Origin of the sequence: Paenibacillus tyrphae, assembly GCF_027925525.1 — a bacterium.
GTDB classification, from domain to species: domain Bacteria; phylum Bacillota; class Bacilli; order Paenibacillales; family NBRC-103111; genus Paenibacillus_G; species Paenibacillus_G tyrfis_B.
Genome location: NZ_BSDJ01000025.1, coordinates 19,870 through 43,844 on the forward strand (window position 1 = coordinate 19,870; position 23,975 = coordinate 43,844).

22 protein-coding genes are annotated in these 23,975 nt (G+C 55.3%); 4 read left to right on the forward strand and 18 right to left on the reverse strand.

Translation table 11 applies throughout. The features are described from left to right. Positions 1–57: 57 nt before the first annotated feature. The 3 genes from QMG93_RS24810 to QMG93_RS24820 all read left to right on the forward strand — a co-directional run bounded on the left by QMG93_RS24810 (position 58) and on the right by QMG93_RS24820 (position 5,121). Positions 58–1,170, forward strand: a complete 1,113-nt coding sequence (locus tag QMG93_RS24810; RefSeq protein ID WP_281941269.1) for a DegT/DnrJ/EryC1/StrS family aminotransferase — start codon at positions 58–60, stop codon at positions 1,168–1,170. 8 nt (positions 1,171–1,178) lie between these two features. Beyond that, a complete protein-coding gene (neuC, locus tag QMG93_RS24815; RefSeq protein WP_281941271.1) occupies positions 1,179–2,321 on the forward strand; it encodes a UDP-N-acetylglucosamine 2-epimerase in 1,143 nt (380 codons plus the stop codon). Between the two features lie 1,741 nt (positions 2,322–4,062). Next, on the forward strand, positions 4,063–5,121 hold the full coding sequence (locus tag QMG93_RS24820; protein ID WP_281941273.1) for a DNA-binding protein: 1,059 nt from the start codon (positions 4,063–4,065) through the stop codon (positions 5,119–5,121). Positions 5,122–5,328: 207 nt separating this feature from the next. Here QMG93_RS24820 and QMG93_RS24825 read toward each other — a convergent pair whose 3' ends face one another. From QMG93_RS24825 to QMG93_RS24835, 3 genes are all read right to left on the reverse strand, one after another. Beyond that, on the reverse strand, positions 5,329–6,018 hold the full coding sequence (locus QMG93_RS24825; RefSeq protein ID WP_281941274.1) for a hypothetical protein: 690 nt from the start codon (positions 6,016–6,018) through the stop codon (positions 5,329–5,331). Between the two features lie 199 nt (positions 6,019–6,217). Beyond that, a complete protein-coding gene (locus tag QMG93_RS24830; RefSeq protein WP_281941276.1) occupies positions 6,218–7,333 on the reverse strand; it encodes a DegT/DnrJ/EryC1/StrS family aminotransferase in 1,116 nt (371 codons plus the stop codon). Between the two features lie 886 nt (positions 7,334–8,219). Beyond that, positions 8,220–10,046 (reverse strand): APC family permease, encoded by a 1,827-nt coding sequence (locus tag QMG93_RS24835; RefSeq protein ID WP_281941278.1) that lies wholly within the window; start codon positions 10,044–10,046, stop codon positions 8,220–8,222. A 275-nt stretch (positions 10,047–10,321) separates the two neighbouring features. Here QMG93_RS24835 and QMG93_RS24840 point away from each other — a divergent pair, with 275 nt between their 5' ends. Then, complete coding sequence (locus QMG93_RS24840; protein WP_281941280.1) at positions 10,322–11,359, forward strand: ketoacyl-ACP synthase III; 1,038 nt, start codon at positions 10,322–10,324, stop codon at positions 11,357–11,359. A gap of 35 nt (positions 11,360–11,394) precedes the next feature. Here QMG93_RS24840 and QMG93_RS24845 read toward each other — a convergent pair whose 3' ends face one another. The 15 genes from QMG93_RS24845 to QMG93_RS24915 all read right to left on the reverse strand — a co-directional run bounded on the left by QMG93_RS24845 (position 11,395) and on the right by QMG93_RS24915 (position 23,914). Continuing rightward, a complete protein-coding gene (locus tag QMG93_RS24845; RefSeq protein ID WP_281941282.1) occupies positions 11,395–11,691 on the reverse strand; it encodes a hypothetical protein in 297 nt (98 codons plus the stop codon). A gap of 16 nt (positions 11,692–11,707) precedes the next feature. Beyond that, positions 11,708–12,031, reverse strand: coding sequence for a hypothetical protein (locus QMG93_RS24850; protein WP_281941284.1), 324 nt, complete (start codon positions 12,029–12,031; stop codon positions 11,708–11,710). A 39-nt stretch (positions 12,032–12,070) separates the two neighbouring features. Then, on the reverse strand, positions 12,071–12,361 hold the full coding sequence (locus QMG93_RS24855; protein WP_281941286.1) for a nucleoside-diphosphate sugar epimerase: 291 nt from the start codon (positions 12,359–12,361) through the stop codon (positions 12,071–12,073). 94 nt (positions 12,362–12,455) lie between these two features. Continuing rightward, on the reverse strand, positions 12,456–13,184 hold the full coding sequence (locus QMG93_RS24860) for a glycosyltransferase family 2 protein (RefSeq protein ID WP_281941287.1): 729 nt from the start codon (positions 13,182–13,184) through the stop codon (positions 12,456–12,458). After that, positions 13,184–14,371, reverse strand: a complete 1,188-nt coding sequence (locus QMG93_RS24865; RefSeq protein WP_281941289.1) for a glycosyltransferase family 2 protein — start codon at positions 14,369–14,371, stop codon at positions 13,184–13,186. The genes QMG93_RS24860 and QMG93_RS24865 overlap by 1 nt, the downstream gene beginning before the upstream one ends. Before the next feature lie 8 nt (positions 14,372–14,379). Then, positions 14,380–15,183 (reverse strand): glycosyltransferase family 2 protein, encoded by an 804-nt coding sequence (locus QMG93_RS24870; RefSeq protein WP_281941291.1) that lies wholly within the window; start codon positions 15,181–15,183, stop codon positions 14,380–14,382. Positions 15,184–15,250: 67 nt separating this feature from the next. Beyond that, positions 15,251–16,321 carry a dTDP-4-dehydrorhamnose reductase family protein gene (locus tag QMG93_RS24875; protein ID WP_281941293.1) on the reverse strand — a complete coding sequence of 357 codons (1,071 nt, stop codon included), beginning with the start codon at positions 16,319–16,321 and terminating at the stop codon, positions 15,251–15,253. Continuing rightward, complete coding sequence (locus QMG93_RS24880; protein WP_281941295.1) at positions 16,260–17,963, reverse strand: glycosyltransferase family 4 protein; 1,704 nt, start codon at positions 17,961–17,963, stop codon at positions 16,260–16,262. Before QMG93_RS24880 ends, QMG93_RS24875 begins: the two co-directional genes overlap by 62 nt. Positions 17,964–18,175: 212 nt before the next feature. Next, positions 18,176–18,445, reverse strand: a complete 270-nt coding sequence (locus tag QMG93_RS24885) for a hypothetical protein (protein ID WP_281941297.1) — start codon at positions 18,443–18,445, stop codon at positions 18,176–18,178. A 106-nt stretch (positions 18,446–18,551) separates the two neighbouring features. Continuing rightward, positions 18,552–19,715, reverse strand: a complete 1,164-nt coding sequence (locus tag QMG93_RS24890) for a glycosyltransferase (protein WP_281941299.1) — start codon at positions 19,713–19,715, stop codon at positions 18,552–18,554. A 46-nt stretch (positions 19,716–19,761) separates the two neighbouring features. Next, positions 19,762–20,877 carry a glycosyltransferase gene (locus tag QMG93_RS24895; protein ID WP_281941301.1) on the reverse strand — a complete coding sequence of 372 codons (1,116 nt, stop codon included), beginning with the start codon at positions 20,875–20,877 and terminating at the stop codon, positions 19,762–19,764. A 20-nt stretch (positions 20,878–20,897) separates the two neighbouring features. Further along, positions 20,898–21,362 carry a dTDP-4-dehydrorhamnose 3,5-epimerase family protein gene (locus QMG93_RS24900; RefSeq protein WP_281941302.1) on the reverse strand — a complete coding sequence of 155 codons (465 nt, stop codon included), beginning with the start codon at positions 21,360–21,362 and terminating at the stop codon, positions 20,898–20,900. Then, positions 21,319–22,212, reverse strand: coding sequence for a dTDP-4-dehydrorhamnose reductase (gene rfbD, locus QMG93_RS24905; protein ID WP_281941303.1), 894 nt, complete (start codon positions 22,210–22,212; stop codon positions 21,319–21,321). Before rfbD ends, QMG93_RS24900 begins: the two co-directional genes overlap by 44 nt. Further along, positions 22,209–23,195, reverse strand: a complete 987-nt coding sequence (rfbB, locus tag QMG93_RS24910; RefSeq protein WP_281941305.1) for a dTDP-glucose 4,6-dehydratase — start codon at positions 23,193–23,195, stop codon at positions 22,209–22,211. The genes rfbD and rfbB overlap by 4 nt, the downstream gene beginning before the upstream one ends. Further along, positions 23,192–23,914, reverse strand: a complete 723-nt coding sequence (locus QMG93_RS24915; protein WP_281941307.1) for a sugar phosphate nucleotidyltransferase — start codon at positions 23,912–23,914, stop codon at positions 23,192–23,194. The genes rfbB and QMG93_RS24915 overlap by 4 nt, the downstream gene beginning before the upstream one ends. Between the last annotated feature and the right edge of the window lie 61 nt (positions 23,915–23,975).

Genomic DNA, 23,975 nt, shown 5'->3' on the forward strand with positions numbered 1-23,975 from the left:
TTAAGAGATAGACATACACTAACATATCAATGTCAACTAGGAAGGATTGAAAAGACTATGTTTGTGTCGTTAGCCCGCCCGGATCTGACCGATCTGGAAAAACAATATGTTCTCGAAGTGCTAGACTCGGGCCAGCTTAGTTTCGGAGAAAAGCTTACCAGATTTGAGGATGCCTTCCGGCAGCAATTGCAGATTCCGCACGCCGTCGCGATGAACAGTGGAACGAGCGCTTTGCACGTGGCGGTGAAAGCACTCGGTCTGAAATCCGGCGATGAGGTCATTACGACGCCTTACAGCTTTATCGCTTCCTCTAACTGTCTGTTGTTCGAGGGGGCCGTCCCCGTATTCGTCGACATCGATCCGCTTACGTTAAATATGGATACACGACAGATCGAAAGCGTCATTACCCCTCGCACGAAGGCGATTTTAGCCGTTCACGTGTTCGGCCAAACCTGCCAAATGGATGAACTGATGCGAATCGCCAAGAAGCATAGCCTGCATGTGATCGAGGATGCCTGCGAAGCTTTGGGAGCCGAATGGAAAGGCCAAAAGGCCGGAACGTTCGGGGATGCGGGGGTATTCGCCTTCTATGCCAACAAGCAGGTGACGACCGGCGAAGGAGGAATTCTGGTCACGCAGCGGGAGGATGTCGCGAACGCGGCCTACAGTCTGCGCAACCAAGGCAGGGCGCCGGAGGATGGCTGGCTGGAGCATACGCAGGTCGGCTACAATTACCGGATGTCCGATCTTCAAGCTGCCGTTGGCGTCGCCCAAATGGAGCGGCTGTCCGAGCTATTGCGCAAGAGGGAGGAAAAAGCGGAGCGGTACAAGGAGCTGCTTCGGGAATACCAGGTTCCCGTTACTCTTCCGCAGGCTCTTGAGGAATGTAAAATCAGTTGGTTCGTCTTTGTCGTCATTTTGCCGGAAGGCGCCGATCAAGCCGAGATCATCCGCTTCCTGCACGACAAGGGCATCCAGTCGAAGCCTTATTTTCCGGCCATTCATTTGCAGCCGTGCTATCGAAAGCAATTCCTCTTCGAGGCCGGCGCGTTTCCCGTGACGGAACGGATGGCTAAGCGTACGATCGCCATTCCGTTCCATACGCAGTTGACCGAGGAAGAACAGCGGTACGTGATCAGTCAGCTCGCGACGGCGCTGCAGAAAGGATAGGTGGGAGCTTGCATATCGTTTATGTGACCGGAACCCGTGCCGATTACGGAATCATTCGGCCTGCGCTGCTGGAGCTCCGGAGCGATCCGAGATTTCAATTGGAGCTGATCGTGACGGGGATGCATCTGCACTCCGAATACGGGGAGACGATTGTGGAAATTCATAAGGACGCCTTCCCGGTGATTGCCGCGCCGTCCATTCTAATGAAGGGCGATTCGCGCGAAGCGATGAGCAAATCGCTGGGGCTCGGATTGTTGCACTTCTCCGACATTCTGCAGCGAAGCAAGCCCGATGCCGTGCTGCTGCTCGGTGACCGGGGCGAAATGCTGGCTGCCGCGATTGCCGCCCATTATCAAAACATTGGCATCGTCCATCTGCACGGCGGAGAGCAGAGCGGGTCCGCAGACGACGCGGTGCGGCACGCCATCAGCAAGTTGGCGCACCTTCACTTCGTCGCCTCCCTTGAGGCCAAGCGCTTTTTGCTTCAGATGGGGGAAGCGGATTGGCGCATTATCCCGATCGGCTCGATGCGCAAACAGCAGATCGAACAGGTGAAACAATTAAATGAAGCGACGGCACGCCGCTGGACCGAAGCCTACGGGCTGGACTCGCCGTTGCGCAAGCTGCTGCTGTGCATCCATCCGGACTCCAAGGAGCAGCTTTCCTACGAAGAGCAAATTTCCACCGTATTGAAGGGACTAGGCCCCCACGCCGGCCATGCGATCTATGTGATTGGCCCGAACAGCGACTCGGGCGGCGACTTGTTTCGCGAGAAGCTGCTGGCCTTTGCCGGGGAGCATCCGCATATCCGCTATTTCCCTTCGATTCCGGACGATCAATTTTTATTTCTGCTGGGACACGTCGACCTGATGATCGGCAACAGCAGCAGCGCGATTATCGAAGCGCCCTTCTTTGGCCTCCCGGCCATCAACATCGGCAACCGCCAGCACGGGCGGGAAGCGGCAGATAACGTGGTCTCCGTCCCTTTCGACGCTGCCCGGATCGAGCAAGCCATCCCCACGCAGTTAAACCGGGGACGCCTGCCGGGGCTCAGTAACCCGTACGACCTTACGGCTCATCCGGAGAAGGAATTGGCCGAGCAACTCGCGCGTCTTCATACGCTGCCCGGCGTTTGGAATAAGTTGAATTAGGGGATTAAGAGGAGATAAAAATGGGCCAGCCAGGGGTTTCTGGTTGGCCTATTTTTACGAAAAGAGATTAGATAAAGGGGTTTTCTCCAATTTATTGCTTAGCAAATCCTTTGTTTAATGCTTGTGTTTGATTCATTTGAATGTTGAGTTTAAAGTCGATTCTGAATTTCATCCTAGCCCATTCGTCAAACTTTAGTTGCCCACTCCATGATGATCGGAAGTATTTATAATTGACTGTTGTGCTGAGGGAACAGCCCAGAGGTTCAATAATACTAAGGCTATAGCTAAAGATAAGATTTATCGTATATTGTTAAGAATGTAGTCGAGTTGACCAGTAAGAAATCATAAAAAATCGAAATTTGATGATGGTGAGATAACAGGCCAGGGGTAATTTATTACCTGTTTTGGAAGGGTGTTAGAGTCCAAAGGATTATTCACTGGCTTCGGACAAGTAGCGCGCGCGTCGGGACAAATGTGAGAAAAATACCGCCTAAAACAGGCAGTATTCTAAAAAAATTAATCTTTCGTTATTTCATTTTTATTTGTAAGTTAATAACGCGGTGAAGGGGGACTCTCTACCGGGGCCCCCGGTGATATTAAACTACTCCTCCACCTTAATCCGAAAAATATAAGCCACACTTCCTTCATCCCAGACGGCATTGTAATTGTAGGTGTACATTCCTGGTTTCTCAGGTACGGTAATACCCGTACTGTAATTCTCGATAGTTTTACTTTCAGTAATGTCCTCTCCAAAAATCTCGTGTACGTTACCGTAATTTTTAGGAGTTTTTTTATCTCAGAGACAACGGGAGGGAATCTACGTAATGAAAAGACTTATTACACACTACGAGATATCCGCCATGATATTCCTTATGATTCTTATTTCAGGTTGGGGAGTGCTCGGGAACAACCTGAACAAAACCCCTTTACTTTTACTACTATAAAAATTTTTTAGTCATAATACAACAATAATAAGTTACGGGCTGTAGCTGTCAGGGAGCAATACAATCATTTCGCCGTTACTATTTTCTGCGGCGAGCCTTCCGCTGGAAGTTGGCTGCCCTTGCTCCTGTTTCAGTAACTTTCATTGACGTTTCACCTCCTAAGGTTCAGCCCTTCCCTTGAGCCATCGACTGCTCAAGGTACTATGGCCTCTGCTGACTTCTCATGATAAATCTTGTTTCAACCGTGATTCGAAGTTCATCTCCTCACGTCCATGAGACCTCCCACGGTAAGACGATTCACTTTCCTTCCACATACCCGCATCATTTACATTGGCATGTCCGTGTAGTGAATTGGACTTCGTTTTGTTACGCAAACTCATCCCATGCCTTATGCCTGATGATGTTCGTGTTCCTCGGGCTGGAAGTTTGCCTCCAGCTTCCTTCAGATTCCACCTCGCGATGGACACCCTTGCTCTTGGCTAGTGGCTGGCCACTACCTACCCCCACAGCGGACTTTCACCGCCTAGTTAATCGCCATGCGTGGCGCACATATAAAAGGCCAGCCAGTAGCTTCTGGCTGGCCTTTGGCGTTCCCCATACTCGAATTGACCAGCATTCGAAGTTTTGTACCAACGATTTCGGCATGCTGTTATTTACCGATATGTTGAACGACACTTTTCTATCCGTATCTACACCTCATATTAAAAATAGAGAGAATATTATGGTAATATATTGAAAAATAACTGTATTATTGAAATATATTGTGTTATTATTTGACTTATAAGGGAGGTTAATACATGATTATACATCCCAATATGGAATTAGAAGATATTTTGTCGGAGGACAAGCCATTGTCATGCTCGCAAATGTATTCCATAGCAGAGCATCTCTTTAAGCTCGGGAGAAAAAAAGATGCCGTTCCTTTCTTTCGCTATGTCGTAAATCATGAACAAGAATGCGATCATGAACAATTCATCATGAGTCAGTACCGTTTATTTCTAGCTTTAATAGGGATTGGCGCAGAGGAAAATAAAGAAGCCTTGCTTCGTTTTGAGTCCTACTATAACCAGTTGCCGGAACATGTCCGGTTAGATGCTATACTCCAAATGGCAAACGTTTACTATACGTTTTGGGATTGGGACAAAGTGGAAAGCTATGCGGATGAATTACATACCTTGGCAAAAAAGCGATACGATCAAAAACTAGAAAATGATCATTTTGAAGATGGGCAGACGGAACGTCATTTGGTGGTATATTATGGCCAAGGATTCCTCCTGAAAGGGATCGCATTAACTATGCAAGGAAAATACGAGGAAGCCAAACCGTATGTGAAAGAGTATTCCGATCTTGGATGGTTTGAGCTTCTGGACGAAACCGGAAGAAAGGAGGTTGAGAAATTTCGAATTTGGGGTAAGGGGAATATGTATACGCTGGAGCTCATGACCGGAAACAAAAACGTGTTGCACGATTTTGCCAAATTCCTTGATGAACACCCGGAATATACTTTACCTTATTTGCTCAGTATTATGGAAGCCGCCAACAAATTCAATCTTCTCATCGATGAAATCATTGAGCGTTTCTGCCAAAGAATCCCCCCTTTAAATTCTTCTATAAGCTATATCAACGGCACGCAATTATTTCATTATTGGTATGAGAAAACGATCTACAGCTTTAATAATGGAAAAATTGGAGACGGGATCAACGAACTGCTATATGCTTTGTATCTTTCTCGTAAAATGCAATACTATTCCGGATTCGAGCGATGTATTACGTTATTCGAAGATCATGACGAATACGCCACGGAACAGCAAATGAGGGAGTACAAAAACATATTGAATGGAGTGTCTGAACAATGAAAAAAATATTGTTGTCACTGCTCATGGCACTAATGTTATGTAATGGCGGACACTTGGCAGAGGCACATCCTATCACAGTAGAAACGGTGGATCAGACAGATCACCATGGCGGAGTTGGCGGCTGACGATATAAAAGAAGGTAAAAAGGGCAGTTCAGAAGCCATGAACATGGCTGCGGGAAGGCCCTTTTTATAGTTCCCTCCGGAATTACCTCGCTCGTTCCTCCCAAATAATATTAATGGCTGCCGTACCGCCGGACTGAAAATTAAACTTGATTCCGTAACTGTCACCCGGTTTAATAATAATCGCTGAAGAGAAGTCAAATACACTTGTCGTATTCGCCGGAAATGCCCTTGTTGCCATAAGGGTTCCGCCCGTTAAATCGATGCCCAAGCCTCCGGCAGATCGAAAGGTGGCGACGGATGTAGTGCTAAAATTGCCATTTAAATTATAGATAGTGTTGGTCGTCAACGCCCCAGCTACGGTGCCATCTCGAATATCTCGCTGATTCGTTACGTCTTTTAAAGTGGCCAAAGTGACTAAGGAAATGGCTACATCGAAGGTTGCTCCTGCGGGATTGGACAGGACGGCTACAACGTTTTGATTGTTACCCGCAGTCAAAAAGTCAGTCGTAGAACCAAATACCCTCCCAGTGACGGTTGTTACGGAACGCAAGTCATTCATATTGGATACGCTAACCGGTTGATTCGGGGGATTCGTGATCGTTGATTGAAGCGGTTGCCTCGGGCTGGTAATGATATTGTAGTTTAAAAAGGATCTCATAAGCTCTTCATTGTCGGTTCCAGCAATATCCCGTAGAAGATCCAGTTCTTGTTGTTGGGATTCAATATTCTTCCTTCTTGCCGCAATCCATTGCTCAAAAAATTCCCTCATCATTAATCCCTCTTTTTACGATTATGTTTAAATGCTCCTATAGAAAAGATATTCACTGCATTATTATTTAAAAACCAAGCCTCCAAGCTTTTATTTCACCTATACAAGATCTTCCTGTCGGAAAGCGAATCGAATGAGAAATGAAGAAGAGTCCCCGCCAGTCGAGTGAACCGGTCAGGGACTCTTTTTGGTTCTTACTGCATCAAAGACTTGAAACGATATTTACCAGTGTAGAACTAATGTATCGCACATCGGCTTCGGTTAGCGTACCGTAGCTCGGGAGATTGATGCCTTGAGCGCCAAGTCGGCCTGCCACCGGAAATTCCGACGCGGATTGGAGCTTCTCGTAGGGCGGCAGCACGTGCATCGGATAAAAGAACGGCCGGCTCTCGATCCCGCGGAGCTGCAGCCGACGGATGACTTCATCGCGCTGGGCTTCCGAGCCTTCGCGCAGCACGACGCAGAACAACCAATAGACGTTCTTCGCCCAATCCTGCTGGACAGGCAGTGCAAGAGCGCTGCAATCCCGCAAATACTTGGTATAGTGGTTTGCAATCCGCAGTCTCTGCGCGATATGCCACTCCGCATTCTGCAATTGTGCACAGCCGATGGCCGCTTGAATGTTGGTCATCCGGTAATTGTAACCGATGACGCTGTGGAAATAACGTCGTTCCGGGTCCATTCCCTGTCCCCGAAGCAGCCGGGCCCCGTCTGCAAGCGCATCGTCGTTCGTCGTCAATACCCCGCCTTCGCCCGTCGTAATGATCTTGTTGCCGAACAAGCTGAAGATCGCACTGTCCCCCAGTCCCCCGGTGCGCTGTCCCTTATACTCGGCCCCCAACGCTTCTGCCGCATCTTCTATGACGAATAAGCCATACTGCCGGGCAAGCTGCCGAATCGGGTCCATGTCAGCAGGATGCCCGTAGAGATGAACCGCGACGATGCCTTTCGTTCTCGGCGTGATTCGTTCCTCAATCCGCTTCGGATCGATGTTCCAGGTCTCCGGCTCCGAATCGACGAACACCGGCTTCGCCCCGCAATAGGTGACCGCATTGGCCGTGGCGACGAACGTTAACGTAGGGACGATAACCTCGTCTCCCGGCCCCACGCCGTGCACGAGCAAAGCCAGATGCAGCGCCGTCGTTCCGTTACTGCAGGCGATGGCGTGCTTCGCCTGGCAGAAGGCCGCGAAATCTTCTTCGAAACGCTTGATATATGATCCGTTAGAGGAGATCCACGTCGAATCCAGGCAATCTATCACGTATTTTTTCTCATTGCCGTTCAAGACAGGCAGCGCAACAGGATAAAATTTATCCACATGATTTCCTCCTTCAATGATGGTACGGTGCTCAATCACGGCATATCCATTTGTTCATCATATGCATTCCTCTTCGGAACGCCTGTACGGAAACCTATGGGAGGCGGCAAGAAGAAAACGGTTTTCGTAGGAGAATATCCCGGGATAAGACCAATAAATACGCGGTTATCTATAAGGCATGTACCGTGGCGGCTTCTATTGTCCACTCATATGATTTAGTATCTTGACAGAAAAGGAGTGATTTCCATGGGTGAAACAGGATTGACCGGCCTTACCGGGTTAACGGGCCTTACCGGAACGACAGGCCCTACAGGTCCAACTGGTCCAACCGGACCCACAGGACCGACAGGACCAACTGGACCCACAGGACCTGCCGGAACGGCAGCGGTTATCACAGGAGTTCAAACGTCAGCCCCGCTGGCACTTCCAGCAGGAACACAGACCCCGATCCTCACGCTGCCTGGCGTTACATTTACGGCTGTTAACACTACGGCACAAATCAGTGGTGTGGTCTCGCTTTCCACATCTGCTCTTGTCGCACTAGATGTGAACTATGTCGTCAACTTGTTCAGGGACTTCGGTACGGGCTCTCAAACTTTGCTGGCATCGGTATCGGCCACCGCCTTATTGGACGCTGTAACGGCCCTTTTGGGACCGTCCAACGTTACGGTAAGCATCGTCTTCACCGATTCCCCTCCGGCAGGAACCCATTCTTATACACTCACCGTAACCCCTACTACGCTTCTCGGCGTTGGAGTTACGATGACTGCCAATTACAGAGCACTGAGCGCCGTTGTCGGTACGTAACCGTAAACGGTTCACCCGATTTGCAGCGCAAATACCCGCGTCCGAATGGATGCGGGTATTTGTTTTGCGCTTGCCGGTACTATTTCTTCAAATGATACGGTACGGTCGTTACAATGACATTCCTGCGAAACAGCAGATGTGCCCGAATCAACAGGCTTGATTGGTTATGCAGAATATTGTGCCATCCCTTCTTGGGAAAAAACTGCGGGATCACAACCGTAACCTGGTAGTTGGACTCACTCGCTTTGCGCTGTACCGTATCGATAAATTTAGTCAGCGGTTGAATAATACTTCGATAAGGGGAATGGAGGGTAACAAGTCTAATTCCGGGCTGCCACTTTTCCCACTTTTCTTCAAAAAGAGCTTCATCCTCTCTGTTGAACGGAACATGAACGGCTATAATCTGGTGCGGGGAGAGCGATTTGACATAGTTTAAGGAATTCTCCACCACTTGAGTAATGCCGGCTACAGGAAGAATCATGACATTGCCTTCAATGGACAGCGCAGGTTCACTTTCGCTAATTCTTAGCTGGTCCCCTACGTCCTCATAGTGCTTCCTGATACGGTGGAAAATCAGAATGATGACGGGCAAGAATATCAGAACAGACCATACCTGCGCGAATTTGGTAACAAAGAAAATGATGCTGACCAACAAGCTAATCAAAGCGCCGGTCGAGTTGATAAGAAGCTTCAAAACCCATCCTTTCGGCTTCTCGCGAAACCATTTGACCATCATGCCCGTCTGCGACAAAGTAAAAGGGATAAATACGCCGACCGCATACAGGGGGATGAGATGTTCGGTTTGTCCCCGGAAACCGACGATTAAAACAATGGACAACAATCCGAGCATGATAATTCCATTCGAATAGCCCAACCGGTCCCCCCGGATTGTGAACATTCTTGGGATAAACTTATCCTTGGCCAGATTTACCGCGAGCAACGGAAAAGCGGAGTAGCCGGTGTTAGCAGCAAGGACTAGAATCAGGGCCGTTGTCCCTTGAATGAAATAATACATAAAGTTTCGGCCGAAGGTCTGTTCGGCAATTTGCGAGACTACGGTAACTTCCGGCCGCGGGGCAACTCCATAATCGTAAGCCAGATAGACAATTCCCGAAAATAACAGCGCCAGCAAGGAGCCCATCGCGATTAACGTTCTTGCCGCATTGTTCGGTGCCGGGTCTTTGAAGTTAGGAATGGCATTCGATATCGCCTCCACACCCGTTAAGGCCGAGCTGCCCGAGGCGAACGCTCGGAGAAGCAGGAATAACCCGATCCCGGCTACGGGCGTGCCCACGGGCGCATGGAGATTGGATGCTACGCTTCCCGTAGCAATGTGAAATAGGCCTACGCCAATTAAAATAAATAAAGCTAAGACGAATAAATAAACGGGATAGGCCAAGATCGAAGCCGATTCGGTCACCCCTCTTAAATTAAGCAGGGTAATAAACAAAACAAAGGCAATGGCAATGATGACCGTATAGGGATGCAAGCTGGGAAAGGCAGAGGTAATCGCATCCGTGCCGGCGGATACGCTAACAGCCACCGTTAAAATATAGTCCACCAGCAAGGAGCCTCCCGCGATTAACCCGGGGTATAACCCTAAATTCTCCTTGGAGACGACGTATGCTCCTCCGCCATGAGGATAGGCAAAAATAATTTGTCTGTACGATAAAATTAAAGCCACCAACAAGATTAAAACGCCCACGGCAATCGGGAGCGAATACCAGAATGCGGCGGCACTGACCGTCATTAAGACCAACAGGATCTGCTCCGGACCATAAGCCACCGACGATAGCGCATCGGAGGAAAGGATGGCCAATGCCTTCAGCTTAGTAAGCTTTTGTTCCCCCAATTCATTGGACTTTAAGGGTCGTCCAATAAGGAATCGCTTTAAAGAAGAAAACATCCGATTACACCACCCTTGCTTGAATTTGATCCTTATTACCCATTTTACTGTGCTGCCGATCATTCCAAGACCTTCGCGCTCTTAGTTTCTACAATTTTCTTTTTTTTATTTCACCCAAATCCGCAAAGCTGTTCCCTGCATCCAGAGTCAGCATAGGGCCATCGGCCAATTGACAGAAGCTAGAAATCGAAGTATTATTTTTATTACCAGGTACTAATACTAACTCATGATATCAGGCAATTTATTTTACATTACATTTCACGAGGTGAACCCGTATGGAATCATCTGTTCAACCTGCTTCCTCTTCGACCCTTTACCGCTCCCGTATTACCGCCGTCGGCAGCTACGTTCCCGAACGCCGTCTGACGAACACCGATCTGGAGCGCATGGTGGAGACCAACGACGAATGGATCGTGCAGCGCACCGGCATCCGCGAGCGGCGCATCAGCGCGCCGGAGGAGTATACGAGCCACTTGTGCATCGGAGCGGTGCAGCAGCTTGTTGACCGCTACGGCGCCGTGCTGGAGGATGTCGATCTGGTGATCGTCGGCACCAGTACGCCGGATTTCTCTTTTCCTGCCACCGCCTGCCGGATTCAGGCGCATTTCGGCATGAAGCAGACGACTTCCTTCGATTTAAGCGCCGCCTGCGCCGGATTCGTCTACGGCCTGCATATGGCTAACGGGATGATCGCTTCCGGCCTGCACCGCAAAGCGCTCGTCATCGGCGCCGATGCCCTCTCCAAAATCGTCGATTACACAGACCGTACGACGTGCGTGCTGTTCGGCGACGGCGCCGGAGCAGTTCTGCTCGAACGGGACGATGCCGACGCTTCCAGTCCGCAATTTATTGCCTATACGGGCGGTACCGACGGCAGCGGCGGAGCACACATTTATCGCTCTCTGCTTGCCGATCATATGGAAGGCCAACCGGTGAACACGAACGGCAAGCTTGTGCAGAACGGACGCGAGGTGTACAAATTCGCCGTTCAAACGATTCCGAAAGGCGTTAACGACCTGCTGAGCCAAACCGGCTTATCCACGGATCAGATCGATTGGTTCGTCCCGCATAGCGCCAACCTCCGCATCATCGATTCCGTATGCGAGAAGATGGGGATTCCTATGGAGCGGACGCTGCATACGATCGAGAAGTACGGCAATACGTCTGCGGCGACGATTCCGCTTGCGCTTGATGAAGCTATTCGGGAACAGAAGCTCAAGGACGGCGATACCGTTCTGTTGTTCGGCTTCGGCGGAGGGCTCGTCTACGGCGGACTGCTGCTGAGCTGGAAGGCGCTATCTCCGAAAGTCTAGACACGCAAAAAAGAGTCCGTCCTTCCTCCTTGAGGTTAGGTACGGACTCTCTTACTTATTACGGTCTTTTTCACCTCTTCGCCAAGCCAAGGCTTGCCCGGAATTCCGGGCCGCAAGCGGCGGCGTATGCGGACCCCGGCCATTTTCATGGCAATTTGGCGCTGATACCGGCTGATCGCCTCAATGTGCACCGAAAGACTGCGGGCCGTTTCCTCGGAGCTCTCCACGACATCGGCCATGCTTTCGATCATGCGGGCCAGCGCACGCTGGCTGCGGGCGAGCGAATGAAGAATATGGAGCTTTACTTTATTTTCCTCTTCATGCCAATTCATTGGAGTCGCCGCTTCCTTACGAATAATAATTTCCTGCGTCCCCATTTGCCGAGTCCGTTCCCCCCACCTCGTTGCCTCCGAGCAAGATGTGCAAATGCTTGGCAAGCGCTATCTCCATCTTCGTCATGCCCTCGATCACTTCGATCATCTGATCGTGCACTTCCAGCGATTTCTTCACTTGGTCGCCATGGTCCGCGAAGTGGGCGCTGGACAAATGTCCGCAGATCCATTGGCATGAGCGCGCAGCCTCCAACGCCTTAGCTTCCAGAATCAGGGCGATGTTAAATTGGAATCGGGCAGCGGCCTGCATCATTTTATGATAACTTTCGATTCTGCTCACGTATAACCCCCTTTTCCTTCGGGCAACGGGATGCCGAACTCATTCCTCGTCGTCCGGGATTTCAACGATTTTGACAATGAGCGCCATATGTTCCGCCAGCGCCTCCTCCAGATCGGCGAGCCCGCTTAAATAACCCGCGATGCTTTTCGAGACGTTCAAGGAATGCTCCGTCAGCGACTGGATATCCTCAAAGGAAGGGTTGGCGGGCGGAATGTCATGAACCAATTGGGCCATGCGAACGGCCACATGCCGGTTCGCTTCGAGAATGTTAGCCATTTCCTGCTGGGATGCCGCCATATGCCGGATCATCCGGGTCACTTGCCGATGCATCGTTCCCTCCACCTCCTCGCCGGCCGCATGCGTTTGCTTTTTTTTGTATCTTATGCGCCTGCGGCACCCTGGTCCACGGCTTGTGCCCAACGATTCATATAAATGAATGCGGATCGACGCCCCATTTGTCGATGAACTTCTGGCGGTTCGCTGCCAGCAGAGCTTTGATTTTTTGTTCGTCTTCCAGCCGGAAGCTTGCGCTGCCTTCATGGTAGATAAAGGCGTCCCCTGCGATCAGCAGCCGGTATCCTGCTTGCCGGGCGCGATAGCAATAGTCGTCATCTTCAAAATGTCCCGGCGAAAAGCGCTCGTCAAGTTCTCCTATACGCTCCATCAGCTCACGTTTAAACAGGAAGCATAATCCGACGATCCGTTCCGTCTGCCGCCATTTTCCGCTGTCCGGCCGGTTCATGCGTGCCGTCATATCGGCGATCGACGTGAACGGCTCCTGAATCTGCTGCTTGCCGCTCGCATAGTTCGTCATAGGGCCGACGATACCGACATCGCCGCTGCTGTACAGGCAGCGCATCATATTGTCCAGCGCGCCGGCCGTCAGCCGCGTGTCATTGTTCAGCAGCATCAGCGCATCGCCTGAAGAGAGCCGCAGCCCGAAGTTGCACGCCGCGGGAAAACCGCGGTTCACGGGCAGCGAGACGAGCTTGACTTCATGCTTCAGGCACAGCCTCAGCGACGAATCGGTCGAGCCGTTATCGACCACAATCACTTCGTGAGGCATGGTGACGTGCCGGCGGATCGATTCCAGGCATAAAGCCAGCCACTCGGCTCCGTTATAATTCGGAATAATGATACTGACGGTCTGCATCAGGCATCGCCTCCGATATAGCGTCGTTTGCGCAGCACGTCCGGATACGCCAGCCGCTCGCCCATCCGGTCGCCGGCCAGCTTCAGCGCTTCCAGATGGTCTCCCACGATCATGGAAGCCACCGGATTGCCGCGGCCTCTGTTCAGCTCGCGCCGCTTGTTGCCCCGGATGACGTTCACCTGGCCCGCATTGCCGACCCGGAGCTTCAAGAGCAAGGCAAGCGCCTGCGCTTTCGGCGGGACCGACAGCAGTTCAAGGCCCAGCGTCTCTACCGCGTGCCGCGACAAAGCATGCGGCACGGCCGTGAGCGAGCTGGCCTTCAGATCCGGCCGATCCAGCGCTCTGTTTAAAAATTGCTTCATGATCGTGACGGTATCCTGCCGGCCGAACGCCCCCAGATACGGATAAATGTTGTTGAGCGCCACGTCGAGTCCTTGTTCGATGCCATGGATAAAAGGCACGAGCTGCTCCGCCGGAATCGGCATATCCCCGTCCGTGAAAAGCAGAATGTCGGCCCGGGCCAGCTTGGCGCCGACCGATCTTCCTACGTCGTGTCCGAGCGCCTGCGGGTAAGACAGCACAATCGCACGCGAAGCCGCTCTGGCTTGCCGGAATGTCTCGTCGCTCGAGCCGTTGACGATGACATATGTTTCATCCGTCAGCCGGGTCGCCTCCTTCAGCACGGCGGCGATCGTGCGCTCCTCGTTCTTGGCCGTCACGATAACGGCCACCGAACGCTCCGTCGGAAGCGGCACCCAGTTCGGCGCCGGCCGGCCCATGCCTGCGAAGAAGCCGCGGACATAGCCGGCTGCCGCTGCGTGATAGCGGGCCCATGGATAACCGGCCAAGCCCCGTCCCTTCACCCGCGCCGTCCAGCGGCGGTTCAGCAGCCGGCGCAGCTCGCTCTCGCCCTCCGGCGGCTGAGACGGAGCGTCCACGCGGCCAAGCTGCAGGCCGAGCCGATAGGCGGCCCCGCCGTGAGGCCTGGACGCCGCCCGTCTCCTGGGCGGAAACAGCCGCGGGCGGGAGGCGGCACGCTTCCGGGCGCGCTTCACCGCCGCTGCAGGCTTCTTCCGCGCAGGCGCAGCCGATACGGCCGCCCTGCCGTCTTCTGCCGGCGGCGGCTTGCGGACAAAGCGGCCCCGAACCGCCGGTTTCTCAAACAACATCGCCTGTTGCTGCCTCATCGATCCATTCACCTCGCCATGTCGCGGTTTCGCATCAAATCGGTATGGCCCCCTCGCTCGCCCGCCGTCGCGGCCAGCCAGCGAATCGCCTCCAAATGGTCTCCTACGATCAATTGACCGACCGTATCGGTGCCGTGCTTTGTCCAGCGCCGTTTGCGCCGCGGATTCAAGCGTCCGACCGGCACAAGATGGACCGGCCGCACGACAAGTCCCTTCTGCACGGCCATTGCGTGCGCCTTGGGGGGAACCGCAAGCGCCTCCGCTCCGATCGCTGCAAGCGCTCTGCGGCTGATCGCATGGGGAATGGTCGTCATCGAGGTCCCCTGTAGATCGGTCCGGCCGAGCGCCGCGTTCAGCGCGTACTTCGCCAGCACGACCGGATGGACGCTTCGTGTCCGGATCGGTCCCAGATAACGGTTCAGAGCCACATCCACCCCGCTGTGCACCGCATGAACGAACCGCCTTAGATCACGCGCGGAAATCACCATATCGCCGTCGAGGAACAGCAGGATTTCCCCGTTCGCGAGGCCGGCTCCGATGCCGCGTCCGACGTCGTGGCCAAGCGGCTCCGCGAAGCTGACGGTCCTTGCACCCATCGCTTCGGCGATTTGCTTCGAGCCGTCCGTTGAGCCGTTGGCCACAACGATGATTTCCAGCTTCCCCGCACCGATCTTCTTCACTTCCCGGAGTATGGAAGGCAGCTTTTTCCGCTCGTTGATGACCGGAATAATGACCGAAACGTTCGCCGTCCGCACCGCAGCCGCCCCCAAGGCGCCGCCTCTCCGATTACGAGACTTGCGAATATGCCGCATAGCTCTCCCTCCTCTCCATGAAACGATTCCTCCATGCTCCAGCCAAAGAAAAATCGCCGTCTTCCCGTTACGGGCCCGTTTCCATCCATTCGCGCAGTTCTTCAAGCATGCGGTCGTAGCCGGGAACGGCAAAATCAAGCTCGGGGCGGGTCGAGCGCAGCGTACGGTCCAACGCGACGGTATCGTCGGGCCGGATGCAGACATCGCGTTTATCGAAGATCCGCTTCATTCGCTCCAGCAGCTCGTATTTGCTGACGCTCTCCGCCGCGGTCAAATGAACGATGCCGCTTAACCGGTCTCCCCGCTCCGCCGCATAATGGATAAATCTCGCCAGTTCCAGCGTCGTCACCCCGTTCCACGGCACGCGGACAAATCCCCGAATCTCCCCCCGCTGCCTCAGGAACCAAGGAAGCAGACCGCTTCCTTCCTCCTGCAGCTCCGGTCCGATCAACGACGTACGGATCGTCAGATGGGGGGGCCGCACCACTTCGCCAAGCGCTTTCGTTCTCGCATACGTCGTCGTCCCGTCGGGCACGTGGCGCTCTTCGTAGCGGCCGCGATTTCCCAGAAATACGCTGTCCGTGCTGATCTGGATGAGCCGGGCGCGCAGCCGGTCGGCAAGCTCCGCCAACTGATGCGGCAGCAGGCCGTTAATTCGCACGGCTTCAAGCTCCCTTTGCCGGGCCGCATCATACATGATCCCGAGGGCGTTGACGATCAGATCGGGACGCACCGCCTCCACCAGCTTATCGACCATCACGCTATCCGACGCGTCCAGGTAAAGACCCGCTCCCGGGAGCGGCCAAGACCGCCCGCAGTCTGTTTTTCCGTGTTCCGTCGTATAGAACACTTCGTACGAAGTGCAAGCCGCCAAATACCGCAGCAGCATATGTCCCGTCATCCCATCGCCGCCGATCACGAGCACCTTCATCGGCTCGCCCTCTCCGTACGGCCACCTTTCCTCATCGCAGTACCTCACCACCTTTTTCCGCCTCCCCGATTGCAATCCCTGCTTCGCCAAGCCTTCGGCCAACCGAAGCCGGCCGTCCCGGGCGGGCCCGGGTGCGTATTCGGCGCTAAAGCCTCCTGCTGCGAGCCGGGTTATGACGTATGGCCCGGCCCGCTTGCTTCGTTCCAAGATACCGGCGGCGCTTGCGCTTGGGGCTCTGTCTGCGGTTCCCGCCGAGCGGCAGGACGCTCAGTTCAGTGCTCGGCAGTTGCACGACACGAGTCAGATCGAGGCCCCGCTGCCGTAGTGCCGCTTGCGATACGACCGGCAGTCTCCGGCCGCCGGTCAACAAATACACGAGCCGTCCCTCGCCCCTAGCCAGCATGACGGAAGGACGATTCGGAGGCGACGGAGGATCGTGCCGCAGAACGCGCCCCGTCGGGAAACGATGCAGCACCGCATCCGGCACCACGCGGATATCCTCCACCCGATAGCGGTAAAAGCGGAACGCCTCTGCGGAAGCAAACGGCCGCTTCCTGCCTTTATCCAGCAAAAACACGGCCGGGCTCCACTTTCCTTTGTAGACGGCATTGGGCCGGAGCACAGGCAGCGAGCTCGACTTCCGCCTGCGCCGAAGCTCCAGGGCACGCTTGCGGACGCTCGCCATCAGCATCGCAAGCCGTTCCCGGTACGCCTCCTCCCCATACGCCGCTTCGGCAGAACGCCGGCTCGCTTCCGCCCTTGCATCAAGCTGCGCTCCGGCCTCTAAGCACTTCAGCACGCGGTCCGTCAAAGCCTCAACGTCTCCTTGCGGCGCCAGCAGCTCGGAGCCGCCGGTTACCGTCAGCATCTCTTCCAAGCCGCCGCTCCGGTAAGCGATGACGTTTTTTCCGAGCAGCCATCCGTCGAGCGCCGTCATGCTGAAGCTTTCTGCAGACAAGCTTGGCACAACGATCAGATCCATCGCGGCCAGCACTTGCTCGCGGTGCGGTTCGAGTTCCACGTAATGAAACCGGCTCTCGTACCCCGATTCTTCGATCATGCGGCGGCAAATGCGGTAGTGCGCTTCGTCGCAGACGCTGCCGGCCACCAGGAAGCGAACGTCCGGATGCACGGCCGCCACCTGCACGGCCATAGCGGCGAACCACGAGAGTCCCATTTCGGGCTTCAATCGGGGTGCGGCAAAGCCAACGATCCGATGCTTCTCGTTGACGGGCAGGGCCGATCGGAGGTTGTGGCGATAGACGGGGTGAAGATCCGGGTTTAGTTCCTCGCGCCTTCGGGTCGGAGGGAGAAGGAAAATTTTGCTCTTGGACGCTTTTGTTCGCAGCGGCTCAAGCGAGGCGTCCGACACGCCGGCAATCCAGTCGGCGTAACGCTCGATCTGCTCTCCGGTATGCGGCGCCCAAGCCGGGTCGGTCACCGTTTCGGTCAATAGCCAGAGCACCGGAATGCGGAGCATCTTGGCCGCTGACGCAGGAAGCACGGGATGGGGACCGCCGACAAGCACGATATCCGGCTGCCGCATATGCAGCAGATTGACAAGGGGCCCGAACGCCGGATGTCGCCGGATGTCGGCGTCCGGCGATTCTTCATGCTCCGCAGAAGGCACCGGGTGCACGATGACCGGCAAGCCGGCTTGGATCGCTAGGACGCCGGGTTCGTCGGCCACCAGCAGGCACTCGGCCTGCTCTTTCAGCTCCCGGATCAGCGTCAGCATATATTTTTCCATGCCCGTCAACGCCCGCCGGCCGCTGTTGGGAACGAAAAGCATGATACGGAGCGGAGCCGGAGAACGCTCTGCCCGCAGTCCGCCGCTGTCCTGTTCCACCTGCATCCCCTCCGCCTCGGTTTTGTTTTCAAGTCTTTATAATATATTAGGGAAATAACCAGTCCGGCACGACACTTACCCATTCTGCCGCCTAAAGAGCGGCTCCATGCCCGTCCCCGCCCCGGGAGGGCTTGTCCGGTTTCGCAGGAACGGAACGCCGGGACATTCCCCCTTAAGAAATCCCCGGCATGTCAGCCCCTTCGGTTATCCGCTCAGCCTTGCGGCGCTCCGCCGTCTTGGAGCCCTCTGGCGAAGCCGAGCGCAAAGCCTTCGTTGTACGCTTTGTTGAATGCATCGTTATAAATCTGCTGGTAGCTGCGCCGCCTTGGCCTTGCGATCCGCCGCCGGCGCCGCCGTCCTGTCCTCAGCGTGCGGCGCCTGACTCGCCGCCGGCTGCGGAGCGGCCGAATGCTGCGTTTCCTCCTCCGGACCCGGCGCAGCCTGGTTCTACCCGCCCGCTTGCGCGCAGTGCGTTTGGCCATCCTCCGTCCTCCTTCCATCCGCTTATGTCTCTATACCATATGCGGATGTTGGCGGAAACGGACGAATCAAAAACGCCTATTTCGCGGTAGACGTCAAGTTACCGCATCAGCCGGTGGCGCCTTCGAACAGAATGCGCATCATCTGCGCCATCCGGTGGGGATACGTGTGCTCCAGCATGGTGCGGCGCAGCGCATTAAGCGCGATAAACCGCCGCTCTTCTTCATGGTGCAGGTAATAATCGATTTTGTGCATCAGCTCGCTTGGCGAAGCATAGGTGACGATCTCCTGTCCCGGCGTATAGAAACGGGTAATATCGTTGCGGACATCGCTGAGCAGCAGCGTCCCGCAGCCTGCAATCTCGAACGTGCGCGGATTCGGCGATACGGCTCCAACCTGTTGGCTGTTGAAGTTATAGCTCGGATCGTCCGTTGCCCGGTGCAGATTGATGACGATTTTCGTCCCGTTGTAATGCGCGGCCGTTTCCTCCGGCCCCATCCAATTGTTCAGGGCGATCTTCGGCCTGAGCTTATGAAACTGGCGCAGCCGCTCCCACCAAATACCCGCGATGTACGTATTCCTCTTTGCCAGAAAAGGCGTCATCTGATTGAAAAAGGCAACCCGGTTCCAATACGCGGAGCCGATAAAGCTGATATCGTGCCGGAATTGGCTCGGAATCGGCTTCGGCCGGAAGATCGCCGGGTTCGAGCCAAAAGGCAGGTAGTGAACCTGCTTGCAGCCGAGCCGGCGGTAAAACTCCACGCAGGCAAGCTCCAGCGTAAATACGACGTCGTAATGCGTAACGAGAGACGCCGTCAGATCGGTATAATACGGATCGTCCGTCAGCCAGATGGCCGTACGGATTCCTTCGTTCCGCAGCTCGTCAATCCGTTCGCCGGGAATAATCAACCCTTCCAGCACGAGCACGATATCGGGCCGCATCTTGACGGCCGCGGTCTTCAAATCGTGGGTCGGCTGCAGGACAATCAGCTCTCGCACCAGCCCTTGAAGCGCAACGATTACCGCTTCGTCAAGCGGAGAATACGGGACGCCTTTGCCCGAGGTCACATACATGACCCGGACGTCCCAGCGGCCGACCGGATCGTTCGGCAGCAGCCGCATAACGGCCTCGCACCGGCCGTAATGATAGCCGCCGTTCGTACCGACTTGAAACCCCTTCTCCCAGCCGCGGTGCCAAGCTGTGCGGCGGCGGGCCCGCGGCACCCGCTTTACCACTCGCTTTACGCTGATACGCGCTGTTTTTTTGGACATGCTTCCGCCTCCTTTCTTGTGCTTGGCCGCTTGATGCCTGCCGCCTTCAGTAACCGAGCAAGCCCAGCAGCTGGCCGATCCGCGTAACGAACGAATGCTCCTGCATCGTCCGCCGCAAGCCGTTCAATGCGATCGTCTGCCGCTCGGCATCATGCTTCAAATAATAATCCAGCTTATCGATCAGCTCTCCTGCCGATCGGTAGACGTCAAGCTCCACGCCGGGCGTATAATAACGGGTCAGATCGTCGCGAATGTCGGTAAGCTGCATCGTTCCGCATGCGGCCATTTCATAGGTACGCGGGTTGATCGATTGGCCGGGGAGACCCCGGAGGTTGCGGTTATCGCTTCCGTGATGGCGGCAGCCGCGGTGCAGATTGATGACGATCTTGGCACCGTTGTAATAGCGTACCGTTTCGTCGATCGGAATCCATCCGGTGCGGATGCTCGGCTTGATCAGCCGGTACAGCCGCATTCTTTCCCACAGTCCTCCCCCAACGATCACCTTTTTGCCCGATAAGTACTTGGCGATTTGATCGAACAGCTCGACGCGGTTCCAGAACGCCATGCCGATAAAACAAATGTCGGCATGGTAACCGGGACCGACAGGAACGGGCCGGAACGTGTCGGTATCTACGGCCATCGGCACATACAGCACATGCGGGCAGCCGAGCGACAAATAGAACGGCACGCAGCTCTGCTCGTGCGTCGCCACTACATCGTAATGCGGGGCGATCGCTGCGGTATCGTCCGTAAAGTAAGGATCGTCGGCGAACCAGATCACCGTACGAATGCCGAGCTCGCGAATCCGGTCCACCTGCTGCAGATGGTCGGCGGGGAACACGTGAAGCCCGTTCAGCACCAGCAGCAGATCGGGCTGGTGCTGCTCCGCCAGCGCGAGCATGGCTTCCGGCGTCCCGACGACGGCTTCCCGAACTGTCCGCTTCAAGGCAGCGATGACGCCGTTATCGATGGCCGGGAAGCCTTGCGGGATAAAGAGCACTTTCAGGTCATGCGAGATCGGCGCGACTGGCGGTACTAACCTCCGGGCGGCCTCGCACCTTCCGTACCGATACCCTTGTTCGTGGCCGAGAATCCCTCCCGCCCGGCACCCCTGCTGCCGCGCGGCCGCTTTCCGGCGTGCGGGTTGTTGAGTCCGGCTCATTGCGGTCACCTCCCTATCGATTAACGGAATCGGGTCGTCCAGTCGAAGCCGATCGCAGGATCGTCGTAGGCGATGCGGTATTCGTCAGGCTGCCCCGGATCGTAAGCGAGATTGGTAAAATAAACGATCGTCGCCGGCTTAACGCCGAGTACCCGGTAACCATGAGCGACACCCCGCGGAATGAACAGCAGATACGGATGATCTTCGCCCATATAATGCACGGACGTTTGCCCATACGTCGGGGATTCGGCCCTCATATCATGGAGGACAACCTGCGCGTGCCCGCTCGGAAAAAACCAAATGTCGTCCTGCCGTTTATGATAATGAAATGCCTTGATAACGCCCGGGAACGACATGGAGAGCGACGCTTGACCGAACCGTCCGAACAAAGCGTCGTCCTCCCGCAAAATCTCCATAAAGAAGCCGCGGTCGTCGCTGTGCTTAACTAGCGGCTTCGTTTGCACTCCTTCGATCGTCGATGTCATCGGTCTTCCCCCAATCGTTGCACAAAAATGACTCCAGCGCCGTTTTCCAATCTCTCATTCTCGGCAATCCGGCGAGACGCAGCCCACGGTCCGAGAAAGCCGAATGCGCCGGCCGGGGCGCAGGCAGCGCATAATCGTCCGAGCGGGCGGGCCGGACCGCAATTCCGGTATGCCCGGCCAACTCCAAGATCGTCTTGGCCAACGTCCATCTGGAGCAATACCCCCGGTTCGCCACATGATAGATGCCATAACGGTCCGTTTCCAGCAGCCGGCCGATGCATTCGGCCAAATCGTACGTATAGGTCGGTGAACCGAACTGATCGTCGACGACGGTCAGCTCCTGCTGCCGTTCCGCAAGCGCCAGCACCTTCGTGATAAAGTTGCTGCCATCCTTACCGTACAACCACGACGTCCGGACGATAAAATGGTGCGGGCATACGGCCTGCACGAACTGCTCGCCGAGCAGCTTCGATTTGCCGTAGACGCTGAGCGGATTCGTACGGTCCTGTTCTTCGTACGGCTCCCCCTTGGTACCGTCGAACACGTAATCGGTGCTGACATACACCATCTTGGCGCCAACCGTTTCTGCCGAGATGGCGATGTGGCCGGTACCGATCGTATTAATCCGGTACGTCTCTTCCAGCTCCGTCTCGGCTTGATCCACCTTCGTATAGGCCCCCGCATGCACAATGACCTCGGGCTTCGCCTCCGCGATGAGCCCGCGTACCGCCTTTTCGTCGGCGATGTCCAACTGCTGCCGGGTGAAGGCCGCACAGTCGTGCCGCCGCCCGAGCACCCGGACGAGATCCCGGCCCAACTGTCCCCCGGCGCCGGTAATAAGCACCTTCATACGCTACCACCTCTCTTGGCTGCTTCGCGCCACCAAGCTTCACTGGCGGCGTACCAAGCAACCGTGCGCTTCAGCCCTTCCTCAAGGGGAACCTGGGGCTGCCAACCAAGCCGGCTTGCGATCTTGGCCGGATCGATCGCATAGCGCCGGTCATGACCAAGACGGTCCGGGACGAACCGGATCAGCGACTCCGGCTTCCCGAGCTCGGCAAGAATCGTCCTGACGATGTCCAGATTCGTCCGTTCGTTGCGGCCCCCGATATTGTACACTTCCCCGGGAACGCCCCGATGCACGACCCGGTCGATGGCCGTACAGTGGTCCTCGACATACAGCCAGTCGCGAACGTGAAGACCGTCGCCGTACACCGGAACGTGTTCGTCGCGCATCGCCCGCGTAATAATCGTCGGTATGAGCTTCTCCGGGTATTGATAAGGCCCGTAATTGTTGGAGCAGCGGGTGATGATAACGGGAAAGCCATACGTCTCGAAATAAGCGCGGGCAAGCAGATCGGAACCCGCCTTGCTTGCGGCATAAGGACTATTTGGCGCAAGCGGCGTCGTTTCGGTGAAAACCCCCTCTTCGCCGAGCGCTCCGTACACCTCGTCGGTGGAAATATGAACGAACCGCAACACCCCTGCGCGCCGGGCCTCTTCGAGCAGACACCCCGTTCCCAGCACATTGGTGCGCACGAACGCCTGCGGATCGGCAATGCTGCGGTCGACATGCGATTCAGCCGCAAAATGGACGACCGTATCGACGCCCTCCTCGTCCAGCACGCGTCTCACGGCGTCCGCGTCCGCAACGTCCCCCTGCACAAACCGGTAATTCGGCAAACCGACGGCATCGGCCATATTTGCCGGTTGGCCCGCATAGGTCAACAAGTCGTAATTGACGATGCGGTCCTCCGGATGGCGCTGCAGCCAATAGCGGACAAAGTTGCTGCCGATGAAGCCCATCCCGCCTGTGACTAGCAGCGTCCTCATGGCTCTTCACGTCCTATCAAGCGAGCGCCCGCTTCCATCAGGGATCGATGCGTCCCCGCATCGGTCCACCAGCCGCTCAGCATACTGAAGCCGAGCTGTCCGGCCGCAGCATAAACGTTATTCACATCCGTAATTTCCAGCTCGCCGCGCATCGAAGGCTTCAGCGAACGAATGACATCGAAGACGTTCGAATCATATAAATAAATCCCGGTAACGGCGTAATGGGAAGGCGAGTTGTCGGGCTTTTCCACGATCCGGACAATGCGCCCGTCCACCAGCTCCGCCACTCCGTAACGCTCCGGGTCCGGCACCTTTTTCAAAAACACGTGAGCTCCTCCCTTCTGCCGCTGAAACTCGTCCGCCGCCTGCTTTAACGAATCCTCGAACAGATTGTCGCCAAGCAGCACCATCAGCTTCTCCCCGGGGCGGACGAACGATTCGGCAATGCCGAGCGCATGCGCGATGCCGCCCGCCTCGTCTTGAATTCCGTAGCTCACCTGCACCCCCCAAGGTTTTCCACTGCCGATATACTCGGTATATAATCCGGCGGATTGTTTGCCGGTCACCAGCATCAATTGCGTGATGCCCGCTTCCGCCATTTTGCGGATGGCGTAGTGGATCATCGGATATTTGCCCACCGGGAGCAAATGCTTGTTAATGATATTCGTCATCGGGCGCAGCCGGGTACCGGTGCCGCCTGCGAGTATTATGCCTTTCATCGCGCTTCTCCTTTCTTTCGTATAATGGGTGCGCACGGTTTGGACGGATGAATGCCATGTT

Bases quoted from the DNA above. Each gene is read 5' to 3' on its own strand.
- QMG93_RS24810 (WP_281941269.1), top strand. From the start codon at position 58: ATGTTTGTGTCGTTAGCCCGCCCGGATCTGACCGATCTGGAAAAACAA.
- QMG93_RS24820 (WP_281941273.1), top strand. From the start codon at position 4,063: ATGATTATACATCCCAATATGGAATTAGAAGATATTTTGTCGGAGGAC.
- QMG93_RS24825 (WP_281941274.1), bottom strand. From the start codon at position 6,018: ATGATGAGGGAATTTTTTGAGCAATGGATTGCGGCAAGAAGGAAGAAT.
- QMG93_RS24835 (WP_281941278.1), bottom strand. From the start codon at position 10,046: ATGTTTTCTTCTTTAAAGCGATTCCTTATTGGACGACCCTTAAAGTCC.
- QMG93_RS24840 (WP_281941280.1), top strand. From the start codon at position 10,322: ATGGAATCATCTGTTCAACCTGCTTCCTCTTCGACCCTTTACCGCTCC.
- QMG93_RS24845 (WP_281941282.1), bottom strand. From the start codon at position 11,691: ATGAATTGGCATGAAGAGGAAAATAAAGTAAAGCTCCATATTCTTCAT.
- QMG93_RS24855 (WP_281941286.1), bottom strand. From the start codon at position 12,361: ATGCATCGGCAAGTGACCCGGATGATCCGGCATATGGCGGCATCCCAG.
- QMG93_RS24860 (WP_281941287.1), bottom strand. From the start codon at position 13,184: ATGCAGACCGTCAGTATCATTATTCCGAATTATAACGGAGCCGAGTGG.
- QMG93_RS24865 (WP_281941289.1), bottom strand. From the start codon at position 14,371: ATGAGGCAGCAACAGGCGATGTTGTTTGAGAAACCGGCGGTTCGGGGC.
- QMG93_RS24870 (WP_281941291.1), bottom strand. From the start codon at position 15,183: ATGCGGCATATTCGCAAGTCTCGTAATCGGAGAGGCGGCGCCTTGGGG.
- QMG93_RS24885 (WP_281941297.1), bottom strand. From the start codon at position 18,445: ATGGCCAAACGCACTGCGCGCAAGCGGGCGGGTAGAACCAGGCTGCGC.
- QMG93_RS24890 (WP_281941299.1), bottom strand. From the start codon at position 19,715: ATGTCCAAAAAAACAGCGCGTATCAGCGTAAAGCGAGTGGTAAAGCGG.
- QMG93_RS24895 (WP_281941301.1), bottom strand. From the start codon at position 20,877: ATGAGCCGGACTCAACAACCCGCACGCCGGAAAGCGGCCGCGCGGCAG.
- QMG93_RS24900 (WP_281941302.1), bottom strand. From the start codon at position 21,362: ATGACATCGACGATCGAAGGAGTGCAAACGAAGCCGCTAGTTAAGCAC.
- rfbD (WP_281941303.1), bottom strand. From the start codon at position 22,212: ATGAAGGTGCTTATTACCGGCGCCGGGGGACAGTTGGGCCGGGATCTC.
- rfbB (WP_281941305.1), bottom strand. From the start codon at position 23,195: ATGAGGACGCTGCTAGTCACAGGCGGGATGGGCTTCATCGGCAGCAAC.
- QMG93_RS24915 (WP_281941307.1), bottom strand. From the start codon at position 23,914: ATGAAAGGCATAATACTCGCAGGCGGCACCGGTACCCGGCTGCGCCCG.